At 61.5% G+C, this 19185-nt stretch carries 17 protein-coding genes; 14 read left to right on the forward strand and 3 right to left on the reverse strand.

Translation table 11 applies throughout. The features are described 5' to 3' along the window. Nucleotides 1-303: 303 nt before the first annotated feature. Nucleotides 304-570 carry a metal-sensitive transcriptional regulator gene (locus DFR67_RS23440; RefSeq protein WP_010843899.1) on the reverse strand — a complete coding sequence of 89 codons (267 nt, stop codon included), beginning with the start codon at nucleotides 568-570 and terminating at the stop codon, nucleotides 304-306. Between the two features lie 154 nt (nucleotides 571-724). Here DFR67_RS23440 and DFR67_RS23445 point away from each other — a divergent pair, with 154 nt between their 5' ends. From DFR67_RS23445 to DFR67_RS31615, 4 genes are read left to right on the forward strand one after another with little or no spacing between them, the layout of a single operon-like run. Beyond that, complete coding sequence (locus DFR67_RS23445; RefSeq protein ID WP_110471904.1) at nucleotides 725-2878, forward strand: MMPL family transporter; 2154 nt, start codon at nucleotides 725-727, stop codon at nucleotides 2876-2878. Nucleotides 2879-2906: 28 nt separating this feature from the next. Next, nucleotides 2907-3137: a YgaP family membrane protein gene (locus DFR67_RS23450; RefSeq protein WP_110471905.1), complete on the forward strand. Its 231-nt coding sequence runs from the start codon at nucleotides 2907-2909 to the stop codon at nucleotides 3135-3137. Nucleotides 3138-3175: 38 nt separating this feature from the next. Further along, entirely contained in the window at nucleotides 3176-3586 is a 411-nt protein-coding gene (locus DFR67_RS23455; protein WP_110471906.1) for a DUF302 domain-containing protein, read from the forward strand. Between the two features lie 39 nt (nucleotides 3587-3625). Continuing rightward, complete coding sequence (locus DFR67_RS31615; protein ID WP_425451324.1) at nucleotides 3626-3844, forward strand: mycothiol-dependent nitroreductase Rv2466c family protein; 219 nt, start codon at nucleotides 3626-3628, stop codon at nucleotides 3842-3844. A gap of 308 nt (nucleotides 3845-4152) precedes the next feature. On the opposite strand, the gene DFR67_RS23460 is transcribed toward DFR67_RS31615, so the two are convergent. Further along, on the reverse strand, nucleotides 4153-5031 hold the full coding sequence (locus tag DFR67_RS23460; protein ID WP_425451325.1) for an SDR family NAD(P)-dependent oxidoreductase: 879 nt from the start codon (nucleotides 5029-5031) through the stop codon (nucleotides 4153-4155). 696 nt (nucleotides 5032-5727) lie between these two features. Here DFR67_RS23460 and DFR67_RS23465 point away from each other — a divergent pair. The 10 genes from DFR67_RS23465 to DFR67_RS23510 all read left to right on the forward strand — a co-directional run bounded on the left by DFR67_RS23465 (nucleotide 5728) and on the right by DFR67_RS23510 (nucleotide 15786). Further along, complete coding sequence (locus tag DFR67_RS23465; protein WP_211325145.1) at nucleotides 5728-6435, forward strand: MlaE family ABC transporter permease; 708 nt, start codon at nucleotides 5728-5730, stop codon at nucleotides 6433-6435. Nucleotides 6436-6445: 10 nt separating this feature from the next. Continuing rightward, entirely contained in the window at nucleotides 6446-7309 is an 864-nt protein-coding gene (locus DFR67_RS23470) for an ABC transporter permease (protein WP_110471908.1), read from the forward strand. Nucleotides 7310-7317: 8 nt separating this feature from the next. Beyond that, complete coding sequence (locus DFR67_RS23475; RefSeq protein ID WP_110471909.1) at nucleotides 7318-8352, forward strand: MlaD family protein; 1035 nt, start codon at nucleotides 7318-7320, stop codon at nucleotides 8350-8352. Beyond that, nucleotides 8353-9351: an MlaD family protein gene (locus tag DFR67_RS23480; protein WP_110471910.1), complete on the forward strand. Its 999-nt coding sequence runs from the start codon at nucleotides 8353-8355 to the stop codon at nucleotides 9349-9351. Then, nucleotides 9348-10343 (forward strand): MlaD family protein, encoded by a 996-nt coding sequence (locus tag DFR67_RS23485; protein ID WP_110471911.1) that lies wholly within the window; start codon nucleotides 9348-9350, stop codon nucleotides 10341-10343. The genes DFR67_RS23480 and DFR67_RS23485 overlap by 4 nt, the downstream gene beginning before the upstream one ends. After that, nucleotides 10337-11386, forward strand: coding sequence for an MlaD family protein (locus tag DFR67_RS23490; RefSeq protein ID WP_110471912.1), 1050 nt, complete (start codon nucleotides 10337-10339; stop codon nucleotides 11384-11386). The genes DFR67_RS23485 and DFR67_RS23490 overlap by 7 nt, the downstream gene beginning before the upstream one ends. Beyond that, nucleotides 11386-12423 carry an MlaD family protein gene (locus tag DFR67_RS23495; protein WP_110471913.1) on the forward strand — a complete coding sequence of 346 codons (1038 nt, stop codon included), beginning with the start codon at nucleotides 11386-11388 and terminating at the stop codon, nucleotides 12421-12423. Before DFR67_RS23490 ends, DFR67_RS23495 begins: the two co-directional genes overlap by 1 nt. Nucleotides 12424-12449: 26 nt before the next feature. After that, nucleotides 12450-13382 carry an MlaD family protein gene (locus tag DFR67_RS23500; RefSeq protein ID WP_110471952.1) on the forward strand — a complete coding sequence of 311 codons (933 nt, stop codon included), beginning with the start codon at nucleotides 12450-12452 and terminating at the stop codon, nucleotides 13380-13382. 253 nt (nucleotides 13383-13635) lie between these two features. Then, nucleotides 13636-14115: a hypothetical protein gene (locus DFR67_RS23505; protein ID WP_110471914.1), complete on the forward strand. Its 480-nt coding sequence runs from the start codon at nucleotides 13636-13638 to the stop codon at nucleotides 14113-14115. A gap of 27 nt (nucleotides 14116-14142) precedes the next feature. After that, nucleotides 14143-15786: a fatty acid--CoA ligase gene (locus DFR67_RS23510; RefSeq protein WP_110471915.1), complete on the forward strand. Its 1644-nt coding sequence runs from the start codon at nucleotides 14143-14145 to the stop codon at nucleotides 15784-15786. A gap of 248 nt (nucleotides 15787-16034) precedes the next feature. Here the strand turns inward: DFR67_RS23510 and DFR67_RS23520 are convergent, their stop codons facing one another. After that, the gene (locus DFR67_RS23520; protein WP_425451326.1) at nucleotides 16035-19145 is read right to left on the reverse strand and encodes an MMPL/RND family transporter; all 3111 of its coding nucleotides are present in this window, start codon (nucleotides 19143-19145) and stop codon (nucleotides 16035-16037) included. Nucleotides 19146-19185 lie beyond the last annotated feature (40 nt).

Consider the following 19185-nt stretch of genomic DNA (forward strand, 5'->3'; position numbering starts at 1 on the left):
CACGAGTTCTGCCCGCTCGCCCAACTTGCTTCAAGAACGACCGAAGGCGGGGGAGGGGTTGCGAACGCTTGATCCGGCTGTTCATTTCGTCGCGCTGCGTGCGCAGCTCGAAGATTCTTAACTGCGAACCCCGTGCCACCTCGCCGATGTCGATCGCTGAGGCGCGGTGCTCCGAAAAGTCCGGCATTGTAGAAAGCGCGGACTTGCGACACGAGGCTCTTAGCTCGGGCACTTTCATGGTGTTGGGTCGTTCCGTCGCAAAAGTTCAAGGCCATGCTAGGCGCCAACGCTTGGCCAGACTGGTTAGGCTAGGGCTAGGAACAGTTTCTCCAGTTCGGCTTCGGTCAAGGGCGCCTGGTCGCCGTCGGCGCCGTTGATGCATTGGCGCATCCCTGAGGCAACGATTTTGAAGCCGGCACGGTCGAGTGCGCGGGACACAGCGGCGAGTTGGGTCACCACGTCTTTGCAGTCGCGACCAGCTTCGATCATGGCGATCACGCCGGAGAGTTGTCCTTGCGCACGGCGGAGCCGGTTAAGTACCGCCGTCATTGCTTCTTCGTCACCAGTCACCGGTCACGCCTTCCTCGTTTGTCCATCCACTTCGAGGGTACCCCAGGGGGTATGGGTGTGACGCTTCCCTTGGATTGACGGCCGATACCCCCACGGGTATTATGACCAAATACCCCTGGGGGTATCAGTTTCTTGCAGAAGGAGATTGCTTGCCATGCCCGACACCACGACCACCGCTCAACAGCCCGGCTCACCACCGACGTCGGTGCCCGGCGTGCTGGGCCGCTGGGGCGCGGCGATGGCCGGGCGTTCCCGCTGGGTGTTCGCCATCTGGTTGCTGGTGCTCATCGGGCTGGGTGCAGTCGCGCCGTCGGTGTTTTCATCGTTGGCTGGTGCCGGGTGGCAGGCGAACGGGTCGGAGTCGGTGCAGGTGCGTGAGCTGGCGGGCCAGCATTTCGGCGGGAACTCGTCGGCTGCGGTGCAGGTCGTCATCCACTCCGACCGGGACACCGTCGACAGCCCGGTGCTGCAAGAAACGATCGCGAATGCGACAGCGGTGTTTGCTGGTGATGCCCGGTTCGGAGCGGTGGTGCCCCCGCAGGCGGGGATGACGATCAGTCCTGATCAGCACACCGGCATTTTGATCGCCGGCGCGAATGCGAACACCGACGACATGGTTCGGGCGGTCGACGAGGTCAAGGGGGAGCTCACTGAGCTCTCGCGTGATGGTGTCGAGGTGTATCCCACGGGAGCCTCGGCTTTGTGGAGCGATTTCAACAAGGCCAACCATGACGCGATGATCAAGGCTGAGTTGTTCTCGTGGCCGGTTACGTTGGCGATCATGGTCTTGGCCTTCGGGTCGCTCGTGGCCGCTGGGCTGCCGTTGCTGCTCACCATCGCGGGACTGGTCGCCTCGGCCGGCGGTCTGGTCCTGCTCAATCAAGTCACCCCGATCTCGGTGTGGGCCATGAACTTCGCGATGATGTTCGCCCTCGCCCTGGGCATCGACTACGCCCTGTTCATCGTGTCCCGATTCCGAGATGCCCTCAGAAATCACACCAGCAAGGCCCACGCGGTCGCCGAAACGATGGATACCGCAGGTAAAGCCGTGGTGTTGTCGGGTCTGACCGTGCTGGTCAGCTTGTCGGCGGTGTTGCTGGTACCGGCTCCTGCGGTGCGGACGATGGCCGTGGGCATCATGCTCGCGGTGACGTTTGTCCTCGCGGCCACGTTGACGCTGCTCCCGGCCACCCTGGGCGCTCTGGGACCGAAAGTGAACGCCGCGTCGCTTCCGTATGCCAAACGCCAACAACATCGTTCGCCGCTGTTCGAACGCTGGGGCAAGATCCTGCATAACTACCCGTGGCCGTTCGCGCTGGGCTCGCTGGCCGTTCTGATCGCGCTGGCCATACCGGTCATCGGGCTCAAGGTGGCCATGCCCTCGATCTCGGTGGTGCCCGAGGATGCGCCCGTGCGCCAGGGCTATGAACTGGTCCAGCAGCAGATGGGTGAGGGCGCCCCCGGCATGCTCCAGATCGTGGCACCCTCGGGCCAGGCTCAGCAGGCTGCGACCGCGGCGGCACAGACCCCTGGAATCAGTATGGTCACCCCGCCGCAACCGGCGCTCGACGGCACCGACTACGTGTTGATGCAAGCGCTGCCAGCGGTCGATCCCTCCGATGCTCAACTCGGCGTCATCGTCGGTGAGCTTCGCGGCGCACTTCCCGAGAATGCGCTGGTCGGCGGGGCCCCGGCGGAGAACCTCGATTTGCAACAGGCTCTCAACGACTATTTTCCGCTGATCGTCGGCATCATCTTGGTTTTCGGGTTCGTCCTGCTGCTCATCTCGCTGCAGGCCCCGCTGATCGCGTTGATCGGGACCGTCGTCAGTCTCCTGTCGACGGCGGCTGCGTTCGGTGTCGCCAAGCTCATCTTTCAGGACGGCCACTTGTCCGGGCTGCTCGGATTCACCCCGCAAGGCTTCCTTGACGGCTGGGGGCCGGTGTTTTTCTTCGCGATGATCTTTGCGATCGCCATGGACTACACCGTCTTTCTGCTCGCCACAGCCAAAGAACACTACGAGCGCACCGGCGATGCCGATAGTGCACAGATCGACGGGATGGCGCATTCGGGACGGATCATCTTCGCCGCGGCAGCGGTCATGGTCGCCGTGTTCTTCACCTTTGCACTGGCAGAGCCGTTGCCTCCCAAAGAGATGGGCATCATCCTCGGTGTTGCCGTTCTGCTCGATGCCGTTCTCATCAGGCTGATGTTGCTACCGGCATTGCTTCGTCTGACCGGGCGGGCCGCATGGTGGTCACCGACCTGGCTCCGAAGAGTCCTGCCCACGATCTCATTTTCCCACTAAACACCCCATCAGAAGGGACTTTGACCCGATGAACAGTCGAACAACCGCACCTACGTGGACCGTCGAACGAGCGGTGCCACTGCTCGCGGGATTGATGATTCTCCTCAGCGTGGCCCTGGCGGCCGGTGTGTCGAGCTGGTGGCTGCTGCTGACCGCCTTCGTAGCGGTGAACCTGCTGCTCTTCGCCGCCGTGGGCTGGTGCCCGGCGAGCCTGCTGATGCACCGCCTGGGACTACAGCGCCGCGCCGACCTCCGCTAAATCCGATCACGTTCAACCCGCCCGGAAGGAAAGCTGTTATGTCACTGTCAATCTCCACCGTCCTCAACCTCCCGTTCGACGATGCGGTCGCACGAACCCGCGCCGCATTGGCCGATCAGGGTTTTGGGATCCTCACCGAGATCAACGTCAAAGACACCCTGAAAACGAAGCTCGATGTGGACATGGAAAATTACCTGATCCTGGGGGCTTGTAATCCACCTTTGGCTCATCGCGCTCTGGGAGTCAATCGGCAGATCGGTCTGCTGTTGCCCTGCAATGTCGTGGTCCGCACCGACCCCACCAATCGATCAAACTCGATCGTCGAAGCGATGAATCCCGACCTGATGGTCGAGGTCTCCGGGGAAGCTGAACTTGCACCGGTGGCCACCGACGCGTCAGCCAAACTCTCGGCCGCTATCGCCGCATTGGAAGCCATAGCCTCCACGTGAGCAAACACGTCCAACAGTCCGCGACCGCAACGAGTACCTATGAGCGCAGGGACATTCTATCTTGACCCGGCATGCCCGTTCGCCTTGGCCGCTTCCCGGTGGCTGCTCAAAACCACTCAGCGCCGCGACATCGAGATCGATTGGCGGCAAATGAGTTTGGCAGTGCTCAACGAGGGCGCAGATGTTCCCGAGCACCAGCAACAGCACCACATAGAGGTCTCTCGCAGGCTGCGTCGTGGTCCTTGCCGCTGCACATGACAAGACCGGCGACAGCGCACTCGGGCCGCTCTACACCGCGCCCTAGGCAAGCGTGTGTACCCCAGAGCGCCGACGTCACCACAGCAATGGTGGCCGACGCGCTCTCCGAAAGCGGCCTCGATCCCCAGCTCGCCGACAATCTCCACGACACCTACGTCAGCGCAGTGTGCGGCGCTCACCGGGAAAGCCAAGACGGTCTCGGCGGCTCCGGTGGATCGCACCGAATGAGTCAGCTATCCCGTGTCCGCGCATATCGGCCCCCGAGCAAGTTAATCACCTCGCCGGGGCCACTATCTGGGGCACACACGTCAGGGCGCATGGCGTTCTACAAGCCCGTCCGCGATTCTCGATGATGCCGCGCCCACTTGTCGGAGAAGCCGTGCCACTCGCGGCATGACCTCCAGATCGCGGTAGACAGCCGCGTGCACAAGCCAGGCCGCAGCTTCAGCCGCAGTGAGCGCGGGAGTGTGGTGGTATTCGTCGGTGGGCTCGATCATCGGTGTCCGGACGAGCGGGAAAAAGACTGTCGTCACAGAGACCCCTGTGCCGCGCAACTCCGACGCTATGCTGCGTCCGAAAGCGGTAATCGCGGCCTTCGACCCCGCGTATGCCGAGAACTTCGGCATGGCGCCCATCGGGATACCCCAGGTGGACACGTTGATGAAGTGACCGCTGCCGCGCTCCTTCATGGCAGGTAGGAACCCTAACGTCAGTTGCACGGGACCGAAGTAGTTGACCGCCATGGTGCGCTGATAATCGTGTAGCCGATCAGTCGAGTCGAGGACCTCGCGGCGAATCGACCGCCCGGCGTTGTTCACGACGATGTCCGGGCAGCCGTATTCCTCGAGCACGTACTGGATCAAGCGAGCTGTGTCGTCGGTATCGGAGAGATCCGCCGGACAGGTGTCGGCATAGCCGCCCGCGGCCCGGATACGAGTGACGAGTTCGTCGAGGCTGTCGGCACGACGCGCCACCGTCAGGACGTGGGCTCCACGACGGGCGAACTCTTCAGCTGCCGCAGCGCCGATGCCCGACGACGAGCCAGTGACGAGGACGGTCAAGTTTTGTAACCGTCTAGCCGGCGATCTGGTGCGAAGTGTGTTGACGAGCTCGACCGGCGTGCGTGGCCGTTGTAAAGCTGTATGCGCGACTCGGGCTGGCACGTATTTCACGGCTACTGTCACCATGGGTGGAACCGTAGATCACGAGGCCCCGCAGCACCAGTGCCCGCCGTCCGCTGGGGTGCAAACGCTGTCTGTCGGCGCGATCGCTGCCGCTGGCTTCACTAGCGAATCCAGCGCAGCCGGAACCGATTCCGCATTTTTTCCCCGAACAAAGTTGTGCTGCAGGTGATTTACATGCCTGACGGCACAACGTGTCGATCTCTGTACGTCAGGCGAGCGCTGGCGATCAAAGAATGTAAACGTGGACCGCTGTGGCCACAGGTCCCGGCTTGCAACGAGGGGACCTGAAAAGTCGAACTCAGAACCGGCGGGCGACCCTACGTTACGCGCTGCTCACACGAACACGCGTGCATCCGATGCTTTAGGTCAGCCCGGTCGTGCTCAACCGAAATAACGAACTCGGAGCAGACCTGCCAGCCTCGCAGAGCCACTGCCGCACATAGGGACGGGTCGGACGCGTCATCGAGGGTCAACAGGGCCGGTGTTCCGTCGTGCCGGCTGGTTAATTCCGGCAGAAGTATCCAAACCGCGAATGGGGTACTGCAAGTACCTGGTACTGTGCGAACACCCATCGCGGAGGGCTGTTCAGCAAGGTGAAGGAGAATCAGTATCGCTACGGAACTTGCTGGTCGTGCGACAGACAGTCTTGCGACCTTCGGAAATACGATTGCCCTCGCCGGCCAGGCATTACGGTGGGCCGTGCACGATATTGTCACCGGACGGTTTCCTTTCCGGGAGGTCGTTGTACAGACCTGGTTCGTCATCACCGTCACGACGTTGCCGGCGATCCTGGTGGCGATTCCGTTCGGCGTCATCGTCTCGGTGCAGGTCGGAAGTCTGACCCAGCAGGTCGGGGCCACGTCGATCGCCGGAGCCGCTGGTGGACTCGGGATCATTCAGCAGGGGGCACCGATCGTCACAGCCCTTCTGCTCGGTGGTGCGGCAGGGTCGGCCATCGCCTCTGACCTCGGCGCACGTACCGTCCGTGAAGAAATCGATGCCATGGAAACTCTTGGACTCAATCCGACCCGTCGAGTCGTCGCACCGCGGTTCGTCGCGGTTCTCATCGTCGCTCCAATGTTGTGCATGCTCATCGTGTTTACCGGTCTCGTGGCCGGCTACATCCTGAGCGTCAACGTCCAGGGCATCACGCCCGGAAGTTACGTCGCCTCGTTCGCCTCGTTCGCCTCGTCGGCGGACATCCTTGTGGCACTGATCAAGTCATTGGTGTTCGGTCTCGTTGTTGTGGCGATCGCATGTCACCGGGGTCTGTCCACGAAAGGCGGCCCGAAGGGTGTGGCGACATCTGTCAACGCCACCGTGGTCCTGGGGGTGGTGGCGTGCTTCGTTATCAACGTATTTATAACCCAGCTAACGATCATGTTCGTCCCGCAGACCATCGGATGACGGAGAGCTCGTGACCGCAGTACCATCCACCCGTTTCACTTCTGTCGCTCGCCCGATCGTGCGTTCTGTGACGCCCCTCGCCGAAGTCCCCGCACAACTCGGGCACATCACCACGTTCACCATCGACACCGTCGCAGGAATCCGCCACGTCGCGACCACCTATCGACGACAGACGCTCTTGTACATACAAGAGTTTGCCTGGGGACGAGGCGCTGTTCTGGTCGGCGGCGGTACCGCAGTCGTGCTGGTCATTCTCGGAATGGCTGTCGGGGCATCCATCGGCATCCAGGGTTACGCCTCGCTGGACCTGGTGGGGATGGGATCCCTTACCGGGTTCATCTCGTCATACGCCAACACTCGGGAGTTGGCACCGATGATCGCCGCGATCGGCTTCGCAGCCCAGGCCGGCTGTCGCCTCACTGCGGAGATCGGTTCGATGCGCATCGCCGAAGAGATCGACGCACTCGAATCGATGGCGGTGCGGCCGATTCCATACGTCGTCAGCACACGCGTGGTCGCAGCGATCACCACCATCATCCCGCTCTACATCGTGACGCTGATACTAAGTTTCGCCGCGGCCAAGCTGGTCGTCATCCTGCTACACGGCCAGTCAGGTGGCACCTACGACTTCTATTTCAATGCGTTCCTCAAACCGCAGGATCTGGCGTTCTCAGTCATCAAGGTCCTGATTTTCGTAGTATCGGTCGTCATCATCCACAGCTACCAGGGTTTCTATGCCACCGGTGGAGCAGAAGGCGTCGGCCGCGCGTCTGGTCGAGCGATACGCAGCAGTCTCATCATCATTGTTGTGGAGGACATGATCTTGACACTGCTGATGTGGGGCTTCGATTCGGGCGTCAGGATTTCGGGCTAGGGGTTGAAGTGGCTGTTTATAAAGATCCGTCAGGGCGCGCGCCCTCAATAACAAATTTGACACTGCGGGGGATTGGGGTCCTCGTCGTAGTGGTGGTTGCCGCCTATTTTCTGGTGGGAAACGCGAACGGAAAATTTGAAGACAACAAAACAGTGACGATCACCACCGACGCGATTGGTGACGGGTTGAAGGGCGGATCGGAGGTGAAGTATCGGGGCCTCACGGTGGGCAAGGTGTCCTCGGTGTCGGTGCGCGACCAAAGCACATCTGTGAAAATTGAGCTCACCGGAGCGAACGACGACATCCGGTTGAGTCAGGGCCTGGCGGTGAATTACACGTCCGCCAGCGCGCTGGGGCCGACGGCATTGGAGATTGTCGACCCCGGGCAGGGAGCGCTCATCCGTGATGGCGACAGCGTCTATGTCAGCAAGCAGCAGTCCGAACAAACGTCGGTATCGACCCTGATTCGAAAACTTTCCAAGCTGGTCAATGCTCTCGATCAGCCAGCGTTCAATTCCGTGGTGAAGTTTGTCGTCGACGATTCCCAAACGTTTGCCGACGCCGGAAAGCTCATGTTCCAGATAGCACAGATCACTCGGGACGTTCAACAGCGGCCAGTGGGCCAGGATTTGGCGATCGCGGCAGACCTGTCCCAGGGTGTTGCCGACTTCATGACACCGTTCATTCCGGGCATCCTCCTAAACGTCGATATCGCTGACTTCTTCGCCACCGACGAGGCCATCAAACAGACCAAGGGCAACCTCAACGACACCGGCGAGGTCCTTTTCGGCGCACTCGGAGGACTGTTGACCACGAACTACCCGGCGTTGAGTTCACTACTGGACGTCGGCCTCGATCTGGCGAGGCCAGTCGCCAGATCGGCATCGGGGCTCGCGCGGACCGTGTACACCATCCCGCAAATCCTGGACAGCATCGACAAGGCCACGCCGCAGGTCGGCGAGCGAGTACAACTTCAGGTCGCCCTGGTAGTGCAGACATCACCTGCGCTGCAGAGCGCGCTTGCAGCAGGAGGACCGAGGTAGATGAAGTCGTTAACTCCCACCATCATCAAGATCGTCGCGTTCGCCGCAATCATCGGCGTTCTCACCTACGTGATCATCGCCATCCTCCAACCCAGCTCGGACGGACCGAGTTCTGAACGATCTGCGGTCTTCTCCGATGCATCCGGGCTCAAGCCTCGCGACGGTGTGCGGTTGGCGGGAGTCAAGGTCGGTTACGTGACGGCGATCGACCTGAAAGGGCCCACGGCGGTCGTTCATTTCCAACTGAACGACGACGTCACGATCACATCGAACACCACCGCCGCCGTGCGATATCAGAATCTTCTCGGACAGCGATATGTCGAATTGATCGGTGCTGCACAGGGAATGACACAGAGAGCACTCACACAGGTGGCGCTCGACAAGACCATTCCCTCATTTGATGTGTCCACCTTGTTCAACGGGTTCAAGCCGGTGTTCGACACGCTTAATGCCGACGAGATCAATGAACTGCAGTCCAACTTATTGCGCGTTGCTCAAGGTGATGGAAGGGGCATAGCGCCTGTTCTGAAGCAGATCGCCAACATCACCGCCTACGGGAACCAGCGGTCTGAGATCATCACGAATATTGTGACGAGTCTCGGCCAGGTCTCCGACCAGCTCGAAGGCCGCTCGGCGGAGATGGTCGAACTCGTCGACAAGCTGGGATCGATCGTCGACGCCTTCAGTCGCGTGAGTGACCGGCTGCGCGAGTCGCTACGCGAGGTCAACCGCTCCATGTCGAAGACGGTCATCACCGGCGAGCAACTTGAGTCAACGTACGACCAGAGTTTCGCGACGATTTATCAGCGTCTGGCGCGAGAACCCGGGGAGTTAGAGGGTCTACTCAACGGCGCGGTACTGCTCAAGCCCCTTATGGACTCGCTGGCCGCTGCGACGAATTCCACGCCGAGCGAGGCGCGATGTTCGAAAGGTCTGCTGCCCCTGCCGGATACAGCGCAGATCGCGCTTATGGGGCAACGATTGGTGGTGTGTAAGTGAGGTTGTTCAATCGAAATCGGTCGCATCACCAGCCCGAACGCAGACGCGACCTCATCGTCGCCGGTGTGGTGGTGGTGACCGTGGTGGTCGGTCTGGTGATCGCCGGTGCCGTGTATGTCGCACCGCCCGGCCAGAAGGTGTACTCGGCTCATCTGGTCAACACAGGCGGGCTGGAGTCGGGTGATCAGGTGCGTATAGCGGGGATAAGGCAAGGGAAGGTGTCGTCGGTGGACCTCACGGGAACGGTTATCACAGTTAAGTTTCGACTCGACGACTCGGTGTCAGTCCGTTCGGATGCTACCGCAGCGGTTCGCCTGATCACGCCGATCGGCGGGCGAGTTCTTGATCTGGACCCAGGGTCAGGACCGACCGCGCTGTCGGGGGCAATCCCCCTTGTTCAGACATCGAGTACCTACGACATCTCGAACACGATGGAGACGACGACGCCGGTGTTTCGTGATGTGAACGGCGTCGATCTCCGTCAAACTGCGGCGCTGCTGCAGAATGCGTTCTCCGACGGCAACACAAACATTCCCGACGCACTGAGGAACACCAGCAGTCTGATGGACCTCCTAGAGCGACAGTACGGTCAGCTCGACAAGACGGTCGCTCTATCGGATGAATACGTCAAAGCTTTCGCCGACCAAAAGCAGGTGCTGGTCGACTTTCTCCGTCAACTCAGCTTCCTGGCCAGTACGCTGGGACCTGATATCCAGAACGTCCGCGATGGGTTCGACTATCTCAGGCGTCTGTTCAAACTCCTGACGAGGCCGCTCGTGGCGTACCGCGATGGCATCGAACCGTCCGTGCAACAGTTCAAGACGCTCCTGGACAAGGTGTCGACAGAGCTGCCGGGCTACTCCAATGCCCTGACACAGGTCGATCAGATCACTCAGCGCCTCGGCGTCCTCCTCCAGGCGCCGGTCGGTGCGCCGGCCAGCACAGAGCCAGAGGTTAGTGTGTGCATTCCGAGTGGTGACGACAAATGCTGACAACCTGGGTCCGAAGGCTGCTGCTCCTGATCGCCGTGGTGGTTGTGGTCGTCGCTGGTATCGGGATAGGGCGGACAGCGTCCGACGACACGCGCGCCCTGTGCGCAGAGTTCACCGATGCATCGGGCCTTTTCGAAGGCAACGCAGTCGCCATGCTCGGCAAGAAGGTGGGCAGCGTCGTCGGGGTACACCAGAATAAAGGTCAGTCCGGTGTAAGGATCGACATGCAGGTCGACAAGAGCGTGCCGCTGTCCGCCGACGTCGGCGCGACTATGGTGTCGACATCCATCGTGACCGAACGTCAGATCGAGTTCACCAAGCCGTACTCCGGTGGAGCCCGATACGAGACGAATCAGTGTATTCCGTTGAGTAAGACGAGAACCCCGCTGGGAGTCAGTCAGACGCTCGACTCGATCAGCAACTTGTCCGAGGACCTGGTCAAGGACAACGGCAGAAACACCGACGCCGTCCTGCAGTCCCTCAAGCTCGTCGCCCGCAATCTGGAAGGGACACAGGGTGACGTTTCCGGGATCATCAAGGACTCTGCCACGCTCATCAACGACCCGGCCAAGCGGGATGGACAGGTTCGCAGGATCGTCGGGAACCTCGCAACACTGACGGGGGTGGCAACCGAGAACGACAAAGAGCTGACCGCCCTCTTCGACAACTTCGTGGGTGCCATCAATGTCATCGTCGCGTTCGGCCAGACGTTCGGCGCGGCAGTCGAGTACGCGGGGACGTTCGTACCGATCCTCTCGCGGCTCGCAACGGATTTCGGCCCCCCAATATTCGCGATCGGTGATGCTGCCGTTCCGCTCATCGCCGGCATGGGAGAGCAGCCGGACATGGTGGCAGCGGTCGCAGCCCGCACGGCAGACCTCATCATGAAACACCCCGATGCCAAGTCGATCGTGCAGGCGTTCGCAGTGTCGCTGCCTTTGCGAAGCCTCGTCAGTGGCTGCGCCGCGCCAGTGGCAAACGGCGTCTGCGGGCCCGGCGATGCATCAAGGACGATCGCCGGGATGATGGGTGGAGGGGCCTGATGATCTCAGTCAACCGGGCACGCCTCGGACCCATGGTGATCGCACTGATGGCAGCGATGGTGTTCGTGACGTCGTGTGGGATCAACGCCGACAATCCGCCGACCATAGGAACCTCTGACGGCAACGGCTACGACATCCAGATGGAGTTCACCAGCGCACTCAACCTGCCGGCCCTCGCAAAAGTCCTCGCGGAGGGGATCAGCGTTGGAACCGTCGAGAATGTCACGTACGAGAACGGGCATGCGGTCGTCAAAGCTCGCATCGATAACAAGACTCAGCTGCCGGGCGAATCGCGAGCCGAGCTGCGTCAGGACACTCTCCTTGGTGAGATCTACGTTGCCATCCTTCCCCCAGCCGAGCCGTGGACGGGTGCCTTGCTGCGGTCGGGTTCGGTGATCCCGCTGGCACGGACCGAGCCGGCAGCGAATGTCGAGGACGTCATGCGTGGGATGGCGAATGTTCTCGGCGGCGGTGAGCTCGACAAGATCCACACCGCCATCTCGACATTGAACACCTCGTTCCCCAAGGATCCGCAGGAATTCGATGCCCTGTATCGGACAACGCTGGAGACCGTTTCGGAGGTCTCCTCGAACACTGACAAGCTCGACGTGGTGTTGAGGTCGGCTGATCGGACTCTGAAGGTGATTTTGGCTGATCCGTCGGGAATCGACCGGATGCTGACTAAGGGCGGACGCAACTTCTATGGCCTCGGCTACTCCCTGATCGACGTCGCGTTACTCATCGCCAACTTGCGTGATTTCGCTGTGGCCGCGGGCAGGATCGTGGATCCGGAGTACTCACGCATCAAGGAGTCGGTGGCCGCGATCGCCCCGGTGATCGCTTCGATCGCCAACTCCGACATTTACTCGAAGTCCTTCACGGAGCAGGCAACGCGCGTCATCCGCGACAAACTCATTCCATTCGTGGGGTCGCCTGACATCAACCTCTCGGACATCTCCATCGATGGTCGGGACCTGGCGCGGCGTGACGCCGAATCGTTCATTACCGTGTTGAAATCGATCGGAATGATGCCGTGAACCGCAGCAGCAGCACGCTCATATCGATGGTGGCTTTGGCCGTCGTGTTCGTCGTAGGGCTCGGCTACCTCGTCGTCGGCGTGGCACGCGTCAACCCCACCCGCTCCGAGTACTCGTTAACCGCCTTCATCGACAGCTCAGGCGGTCTACTGGACACGTCGCCGGTGATGGTGCGGGGGATACCCGTCGGAAAGGTGGCCTCCATCAACGTCGTGGATTCGGCACTTAAGGTCGAGATGGCGATCGATTCCGATCACAGAATCCCCCAGGACAGCGTGATGTCGATCCAGAATCTGTCGCTCGCGGGGGAACAGTACATCAACTTCGTGCCCGGGGGCACGGCCACCGGCGGGTACTTCGACAACGGAGACGTGGTGCCCGCTGAGGCGGTGCACGTGTCGCAATCGGTGCCCCAGGTGTTGCCGAAGATGGCTGCGGTGGCAGATGGGCTCGACCCGGCTTCGGTCGAGTCCATCAACAAGACCGTCGCCGAGGCCGTCGCAGGACGGCAGGGAGACCTCGACATGATCGGCGACATGATGCACCGCCTAGTCGATTTCGTCGGCAAAGATGGGTCCGTCCGGGTGACCGCGGACAACGCCGAGTTCCTGCTCGGCCTCATGTCCAATGTCGGGGACGTCCTCAGTACGGCAGCTGTGCGTACCCCTGACGCCGTGAACGGATTGGCGCGAATTCAGCGGGCGTTCATCGAGTTCACAACCACCTCGTACGACAAGTGGCCTCCCGTGTTGAAGCTTGTGGACAAGCTCAGTGGCTATATCCAGATCCTGCAGCCTGATCTGGTGACAATCACCCGGGCGGTGAAACCGGCGACAGAGAAGGTCGCGGACACATACGTCGACTTCGGATCGATCGGCGACCTCCTCGCCCGAACCTTCCCGACGTCGCAACCAGGTCGCGCCGAGGTCCCCATCACCGTGTCGCAATCACCAAGATGACGGCTTGTCCGCAAGCGACTGTCACCGCAATTACACAGAAGGTCCCCAGATGACAAATGACGAGCAGACCAGACCGCCTACTGAGGCCACTGAGGTCGAGGGCGGTGTGGCACCAGCGACGGATGGCGATCTGCTGGTAGACGAAAACGCCAAAACCGCTTCCGTAGCCGCGACGGGGGTTGACGACAGCGACGTCGACCCCCCCTCGCCGAGTGGGCGTCGCTGGTCAGTATGGCCGCGATCACGTGCTGCCGTGGTCGTTTCGGCCGTGATCGCTGTGCTCGCTGTGCTCGTCGGCGTGTTCGCCTACCTCTACCTCGAGGCCGACGACGCGAAGTCGGTATTGGAAAACGACGCCGCACAACGGGCTGCGGCGGCGGAGGCCGCCTCGGATTACACGACCAAGTCCCTGACCTACAGCTATCAGAACACCGACGCCTTTTTCGCGGCGGTCAAGGAGAACGCAGATGAGGCGCTCACTAAGCGCTACGACGAGGTTCGACCGACGCTGACGCAGATCATGCAGCAGGCCCAGGTGCAAGCGTCGGGACGCGTTCTGGCCACCAGCGTCACCGGGGACACCGACGGCGAGTACACGGTGATGGTCTTCGCGAGCCAGAAGACGCAGAACGTGCAGAACCCACAACCGAGTGAACTGCCGACGTTGTTAAAGGTGATCGTGTCGAAAACGGCTGGGGGCTGGCAGATCCAGGACTATGGCCCAGCAGAATAAGGCGGCTGTGCCGCAGAAGGAGTATTCATGAAGAGCACGATGCAGGACGTACCTTTGACGGTGTCGTCGATCCTTCGCCACGTCGCGACGAATCACGCCGGAAGGCAGGTGATCACCTACGGCGGCGCCGAACCGGCTCGAACCACGACTTACGGGCCCCTTGAGGAACGCTGCGGTCAGCTGGCCAATGCTCTGCGTCGTGCCGGTGTGGGCGACGATGACCGTGTAGCTACTTTGCTGTGGAACAATCAGGAGCACCTAGAGGCGTACGCTGCGGTTCCCGCCATGGGTGCCGTCCTGCATACCCTGAATCTGCGGTTGTCTGCGTCCCAACTGTCGTTCATCGCGAATCACGCTGAGGACCGGGTCATCATTACGGATAGTTCGCTGGTGCCGTTGTTGGCGCCGTTGCTGCCGGGCCTGTCGACCGTACGTGTCGTGTTCGTCGCCGGCGATGGGGAGGTGTCGGCGCTGGAGGGCAACGGCGTCGAAATCATTCGTTATGAGGACGCGCTCGCTGCGGAGTCCCCGGCCTTTCCGTGGGCAGAACCCGATGAGAGATCGGCGGCGGCTATGTGCTACACCAGCGGAACCACGGGAGACCCCAAGGGGGTTGTCTACAGCCACCGTTCGGTGTTCCTTCACTCGATGGCAGCCTGTACCGGCAATGCGCTCGCCGTGGAGGAGGGTGACCGAGTCCTGCCGGTGGTGCCGATGTTCCACGCCAGTGCCTGGGGTCTTCCCTATGCGGCCCTTATGGCGGGTGCCGACTTGCTTCTGCCCGACCGATTCCTGCAGGCGGCGCCTCTGGCGGACATGATTCAGACACATCGGCCCACGAAAGCGGGTGCCGTTCCGACCATCTGGAACGATCTGTTGCAGTTTGGGTCATCGCATCCCGATGTGGATCTGTCGTCGATCAGTCTGGTCGCCTGCGGGGGTGCGGCGGTGCCGCAGTCGTTGATCGAGGGATTCGCGGACAGGTTCGGCGTCCCGATTATCCAAGCGTGGGGGATGACGGAAACCTCGCCACTCGCCGCGGTGAGTCGACCACCGGCCGGTGTCGCACCGGAATCCGATATGACGTATCGCAAGCGTCAGGGCCGTGCCATCTGTGGCGTCGAGATGCGTCTCACCGACGAGGCCGGTATGCCGGTTCCACGTGACGACAGGTCCGTGGGGGAACTGGAAGTGAGGGGGCCGTGGATCACCGGTGGCTATTACAATATGGACGAAGACAGCGACAAGTTCCGTGACGGCTGGCTGCGGACTGGCGATGTTGGCCACATCAGCCCGGACGGCTATCTGACGCTCACCGATCGAACGAAGGACGTCATCAAGTCCGGTGGCGAGTGGGTCTCATCGGTGGAGCTCGAGAACACCATAATGGGCCATCCTCAGGTGGCCGAGGCTGCCGTGATCGCTATCCCCCACGAGCGATGGCAGGAGACGGCCCTAGCCGTGGTCGTCCGGACGCACGGCAGCGACGTTACCGCCGATCAACTCGGCCAGTGGTTCCTCGAGAATTGCCCCGCCGAGATCCCTCGTTGGTGGATTCCCAAGAACTGGGCGTTCGTGGACCAGGTGCCACGCACCAGCGTGGGCAAGTTCGACAAAAGAGCTTTGCGTGCCCAACATGCCGACGGGGATCTCGTCGTCGTGCCGAACTGAACACATTCTCGCTGACGGCGGCGGTTCGCTGAACCGCCGCCGTCTGGTGTTCACCGCCTCGGCTGATGCTCTCAGAAGTGCTCAGGCCAGGCAGTCCGCAGCGATGACTCACACTGCGACCGAGCACCACAGCACGGGGTGTAGCGAAAGCGTTAGCGCGAATGGGCAATTGATCGTGGGGCCGTTTCACAGCAGGAACCGAGAGTTCCTGTCAACCCTCGCGCGCCTGATGTAGATTCACCCCGCCATCAGCGATTAGACGTCGTCAAAGGTCCTCTGGCATAGGGTCCTACCTCGGTGGAATCCCGGCTCACGGCCGCGCGGTGCAGCCGCCCTGGCCACCAGCTCGCCTCACCGAGCAATGCTGCCAGCGCAGGGACGACAATAGTGCGAACGAGAAAGGTGTCCAGGAGTAACCCGATACCGATGATAAAGCCGATCTGCACCATCACGTCGATCGATCCCAGCATGAGTCCGAACATGCTCGCCGCGAAAATCAAACCGGCCGAGGTGATGACCGAGCCGGTGTATGCGACGGTGCGTAGAACTCCGAGCCGGACATTGGCCGTCGATTCCTCTCTGAGCCGGGAAACCAACAGCATGTTGTAGTCGGCCCCCACTGCAACCAGGACGATAAAGGACACCAGCGGGACGGGCCACGCTATTTCATTGCCGAAAATGTGTTGGAGGACAAGGACACCGATGCCCAGAGCGGCTGCGTAGTTGAGTACAACGGTGGCCAGTAGATAGATCGGTGCGACGATCGCCCTGAGTAAGAGCATTAGGATCAAGCCGACTATCAGGAGCGTTCCGAATCCGAGTAACTTGAAATCGTACGCCAGAAGTCGTTGGATGTCGGCGTTGATCGCCGGGAACCCGGCGACAGATGCGCGCGCACCCTGCAGCGTGGTGTTCGGCATGGCGTCCTCGGCCACCTTCGACAGACTGTTCGCCAACGTCATAGCATCCGCGGTATACGGATCGTAGGCGGTCTGCACTACAAAGCGAGCAGTCTTGCCATCCGGCGAGATGAACTGGCGCGCCACTTGGCTGAACTGTTGATCCTTGAACGCGTCGGCGGGTAGGTAGAACCCCGTTGCCGAGTCAGAGTTGCCGATGTCCCGGGCGGGCGCGCGTAGCTGGGCGGCCACTTGAGACAGGCCCGCCAGCAGTTGCAGGTTGCTGTCCACCAATGCGCTCACACCGCCGGACAGCTGTCGGGCCCCGTCGGCGAGCGCTCGGACGCCCGTCTGGAGCTGTGACAACCGACTGCCGAGGTCCTGGCCGTTGATCGTCTGCAGCGCGGAGTCGAGGACGTTCAATGAACTCTGCAACTGCGCGAGGTCCGCCGTTTCCGGGCCCTCAACTCCACCGAGCTGGGTAGCGAAGTCCGCGAAACGACCGAGGGACTGGTTGTCGGCCAATGCGCGGATGTCCGAGGTCTGTGCCTGCAAGGCCGAACACTGCGGGATCTGAACGCACCAGGGAGCATCGAGTGCACTCAACGCAGGTGCGACGGAGTCGGCAGCCGACTGTGCCTGTCGTGCCACTCGAGACAGTTCAGGAGCTTGTTGGGAGAACTCATCGAGTGCGGGCGCCGCAGCAGCCAGCTGATCGACGAGCGGACGATACTGGCTGAGTTCCTCGCCGGCCGACGAAGCCTGCTCGAGCAACCCCGACAGCGGCGCGAGGTTGGTGGTGATTTGTTCGTTCAGCAAAGCAAGACCGTCGGCGAGTTGTGAGGACCCGGTCCTCAGTAGCTCCAGTTCGCCCTTCCGCGACTGTGCGTCACCGGTCTGTTCGGTGATACCACTACCGATCTGGTCGTTCTGCCATGACAACTCAGCCTGCTCAAGCTTCTCGCCCGTCGGGCGAGTCACCCCGATGACGCGGGTGACACCGGGCGTCTGCGCGACGCGCGACGCCATCTGTTCAAGATCGGCCAGTCCCTGGCCGGTGCGCATGTCTTTGTTCGACTCCACCAGAAGGAACTCGGAGATGATGGTGTCTTTGGGAAAATGCCGGTTCAGCAGCGCGTATCCCTCGTTGCTTCCGGTATCCGACGGCTGACCTTCCCGATCGTCATAGGTGATTGTCATGGTGGTCGCGATAAGGCCGAGAGCGATCAGTGCCACCAGACTCACCGCGAGCAGCGGGACCGGACGCCGGATCACCCCCGTTCCCACCCGATGCCAGTACCGCCTGGTGAGGTCACGACGAGGTAGCCCCGCACCACGCTTCGCCGCGAACGACAGCACGGGGGGCAGCAAAGTGACGGTTGCCAGGAAGCCAAAGGCGATAGAGATCGCGCACGCCGGGCCGAGCGTGTTGAACACGCTGAGCTTGGCGAACGCCATCGCTAAGAAAGCAAAGGCAACTGTGGCTGCGGACGCGAGCACCACGCGACCGATCGTTGCTGTGGCGTTCGCAATGGCCACGTCAGGGGCATCGCCTGCCCGGATGCCCTCGTGATACCGGCTTATAAGGAATACGGAGTAGTCGACTCCGGCGCCGAAGATAATTACCGTCATGAACATCGAGGTGAATTGAGACACGGGCATGCCCAATTCGCCCAGACCCGAGAGCACCCCGCGGCCCACTGCCAGGCTCATGCCGACCACCAGCAGCGGCATGAGAGCGGTGAAGACCGATCGGTAGACGACCAGCAGGATCCCGGCGATCAACAGCACCGTGGCGATCGTGATCACGACCAGATCGGACTCACCGACCGCGAGCTGGTCGGTGAACGTGGCAGGTGGACCGGTCACCCGAACAATTGTGTCGGTACCATCAAAGATCTCGTTCGCGGTGTCACGGACCGCTTCCACGGCGTCGGCAGCGTCCGGTCCGCCCAACGTCCCCGTGACACCGATAGGCAGATACCACGCCTTCCTGTCTTTGCTCAGCGCCTGACTCTCCGTAAGTGGGTCGCCGAGCAGATCGCGGACTGCGATGACGTGTTCCGTGTCCGCACGCAGTGCGGTCACCAATTCGTCATACTTGGCGCGGGTGGCGTCCGAGAAACCCCTGTCGTTCTCCATGGCGACGAAGACGGTGGTCTTGGCCCCCTTCTCATTGAACGCCTCACCCATCCGGTCGAGCGTCTGAAATGACGGTACGCCCGCGGGTATCGGGTCCACCGACTGCTGTCGGATCACGGACTCCAGCTGCGGGAATAGCACCGCTAAGCCGACCGCAACCACGACCCAGACCGACGCCACGAATCCCTTGCGCCGCAGCGTGAACCAGGCGACCTTTTCCAGTTGAGCGCTGTACTCACCGGTTCCGGCAGAACGCCTTGATGGACGGTTGTGAACGATCGACGACCTGGCCACGTACGAACTTCCTCTCGGACTCATTGGATGTGGGGGAACGCCCCACAGGCGGCTCCGCGCGGGT

Source organism: Williamsia limnetica (genome assembly GCF_003217475.1).
Taxonomy (GTDB): Bacteria; Actinomycetota; Actinomycetes; order Mycobacteriales; family Mycobacteriaceae; genus Williamsia; species Williamsia limnetica.

Bases quoted from the DNA above. Each gene is read 5' to 3' on its own strand.
- DFR67_RS23445 (WP_110471904.1), top strand. From the start codon at position 725: ATGCCCGACACCACGACCACCGCTCAACAGCCCGGCTCACCACCGACG.
- DFR67_RS23450 (WP_110471905.1), top strand. From the start codon at position 2,907: ATGAACAGTCGAACAACCGCACCTACGTGGACCGTCGAACGAGCGGTG.
- DFR67_RS23455 (WP_110471906.1), top strand. From the start codon at position 3,176: ATGTCACTGTCAATCTCCACCGTCCTCAACCTCCCGTTCGACGATGCG.
- DFR67_RS31615 (WP_425451324.1), top strand. From the start codon at position 3,626: ATGAGCGCAGGGACATTCTATCTTGACCCGGCATGCCCGTTCGCCTTG.
- DFR67_RS23460 (WP_425451325.1), bottom strand. From the start codon at position 5,031: ATGGTGACAGTAGCCGTGAAATACGTGCCAGCCCGAGTCGCGCATACA.
- DFR67_RS23480 (WP_110471910.1), top strand. From the start codon at position 8,353: ATGAAGTCGTTAACTCCCACCATCATCAAGATCGTCGCGTTCGCCGCA.
- DFR67_RS23490 (WP_110471912.1), top strand. From the start codon at position 10,337: ATGCTGACAACCTGGGTCCGAAGGCTGCTGCTCCTGATCGCCGTGGTG.
- DFR67_RS23495 (WP_110471913.1), top strand. From the start codon at position 11,386: ATGATCTCAGTCAACCGGGCACGCCTCGGACCCATGGTGATCGCACTG.
- DFR67_RS23500 (WP_110471952.1), top strand. From the start codon at position 12,450: ATGGTGGCTTTGGCCGTCGTGTTCGTCGTAGGGCTCGGCTACCTCGTC.
- DFR67_RS23510 (WP_110471915.1), top strand. From the start codon at position 14,143: ATGAAGAGCACGATGCAGGACGTACCTTTGACGGTGTCGTCGATCCTT.
- DFR67_RS23520 (WP_425451326.1), bottom strand. From the start codon at position 19,145: ATGAGTCCGAGAGGAAGTTCGTACGTGGCCAGGTCGTCGATCGTTCAC.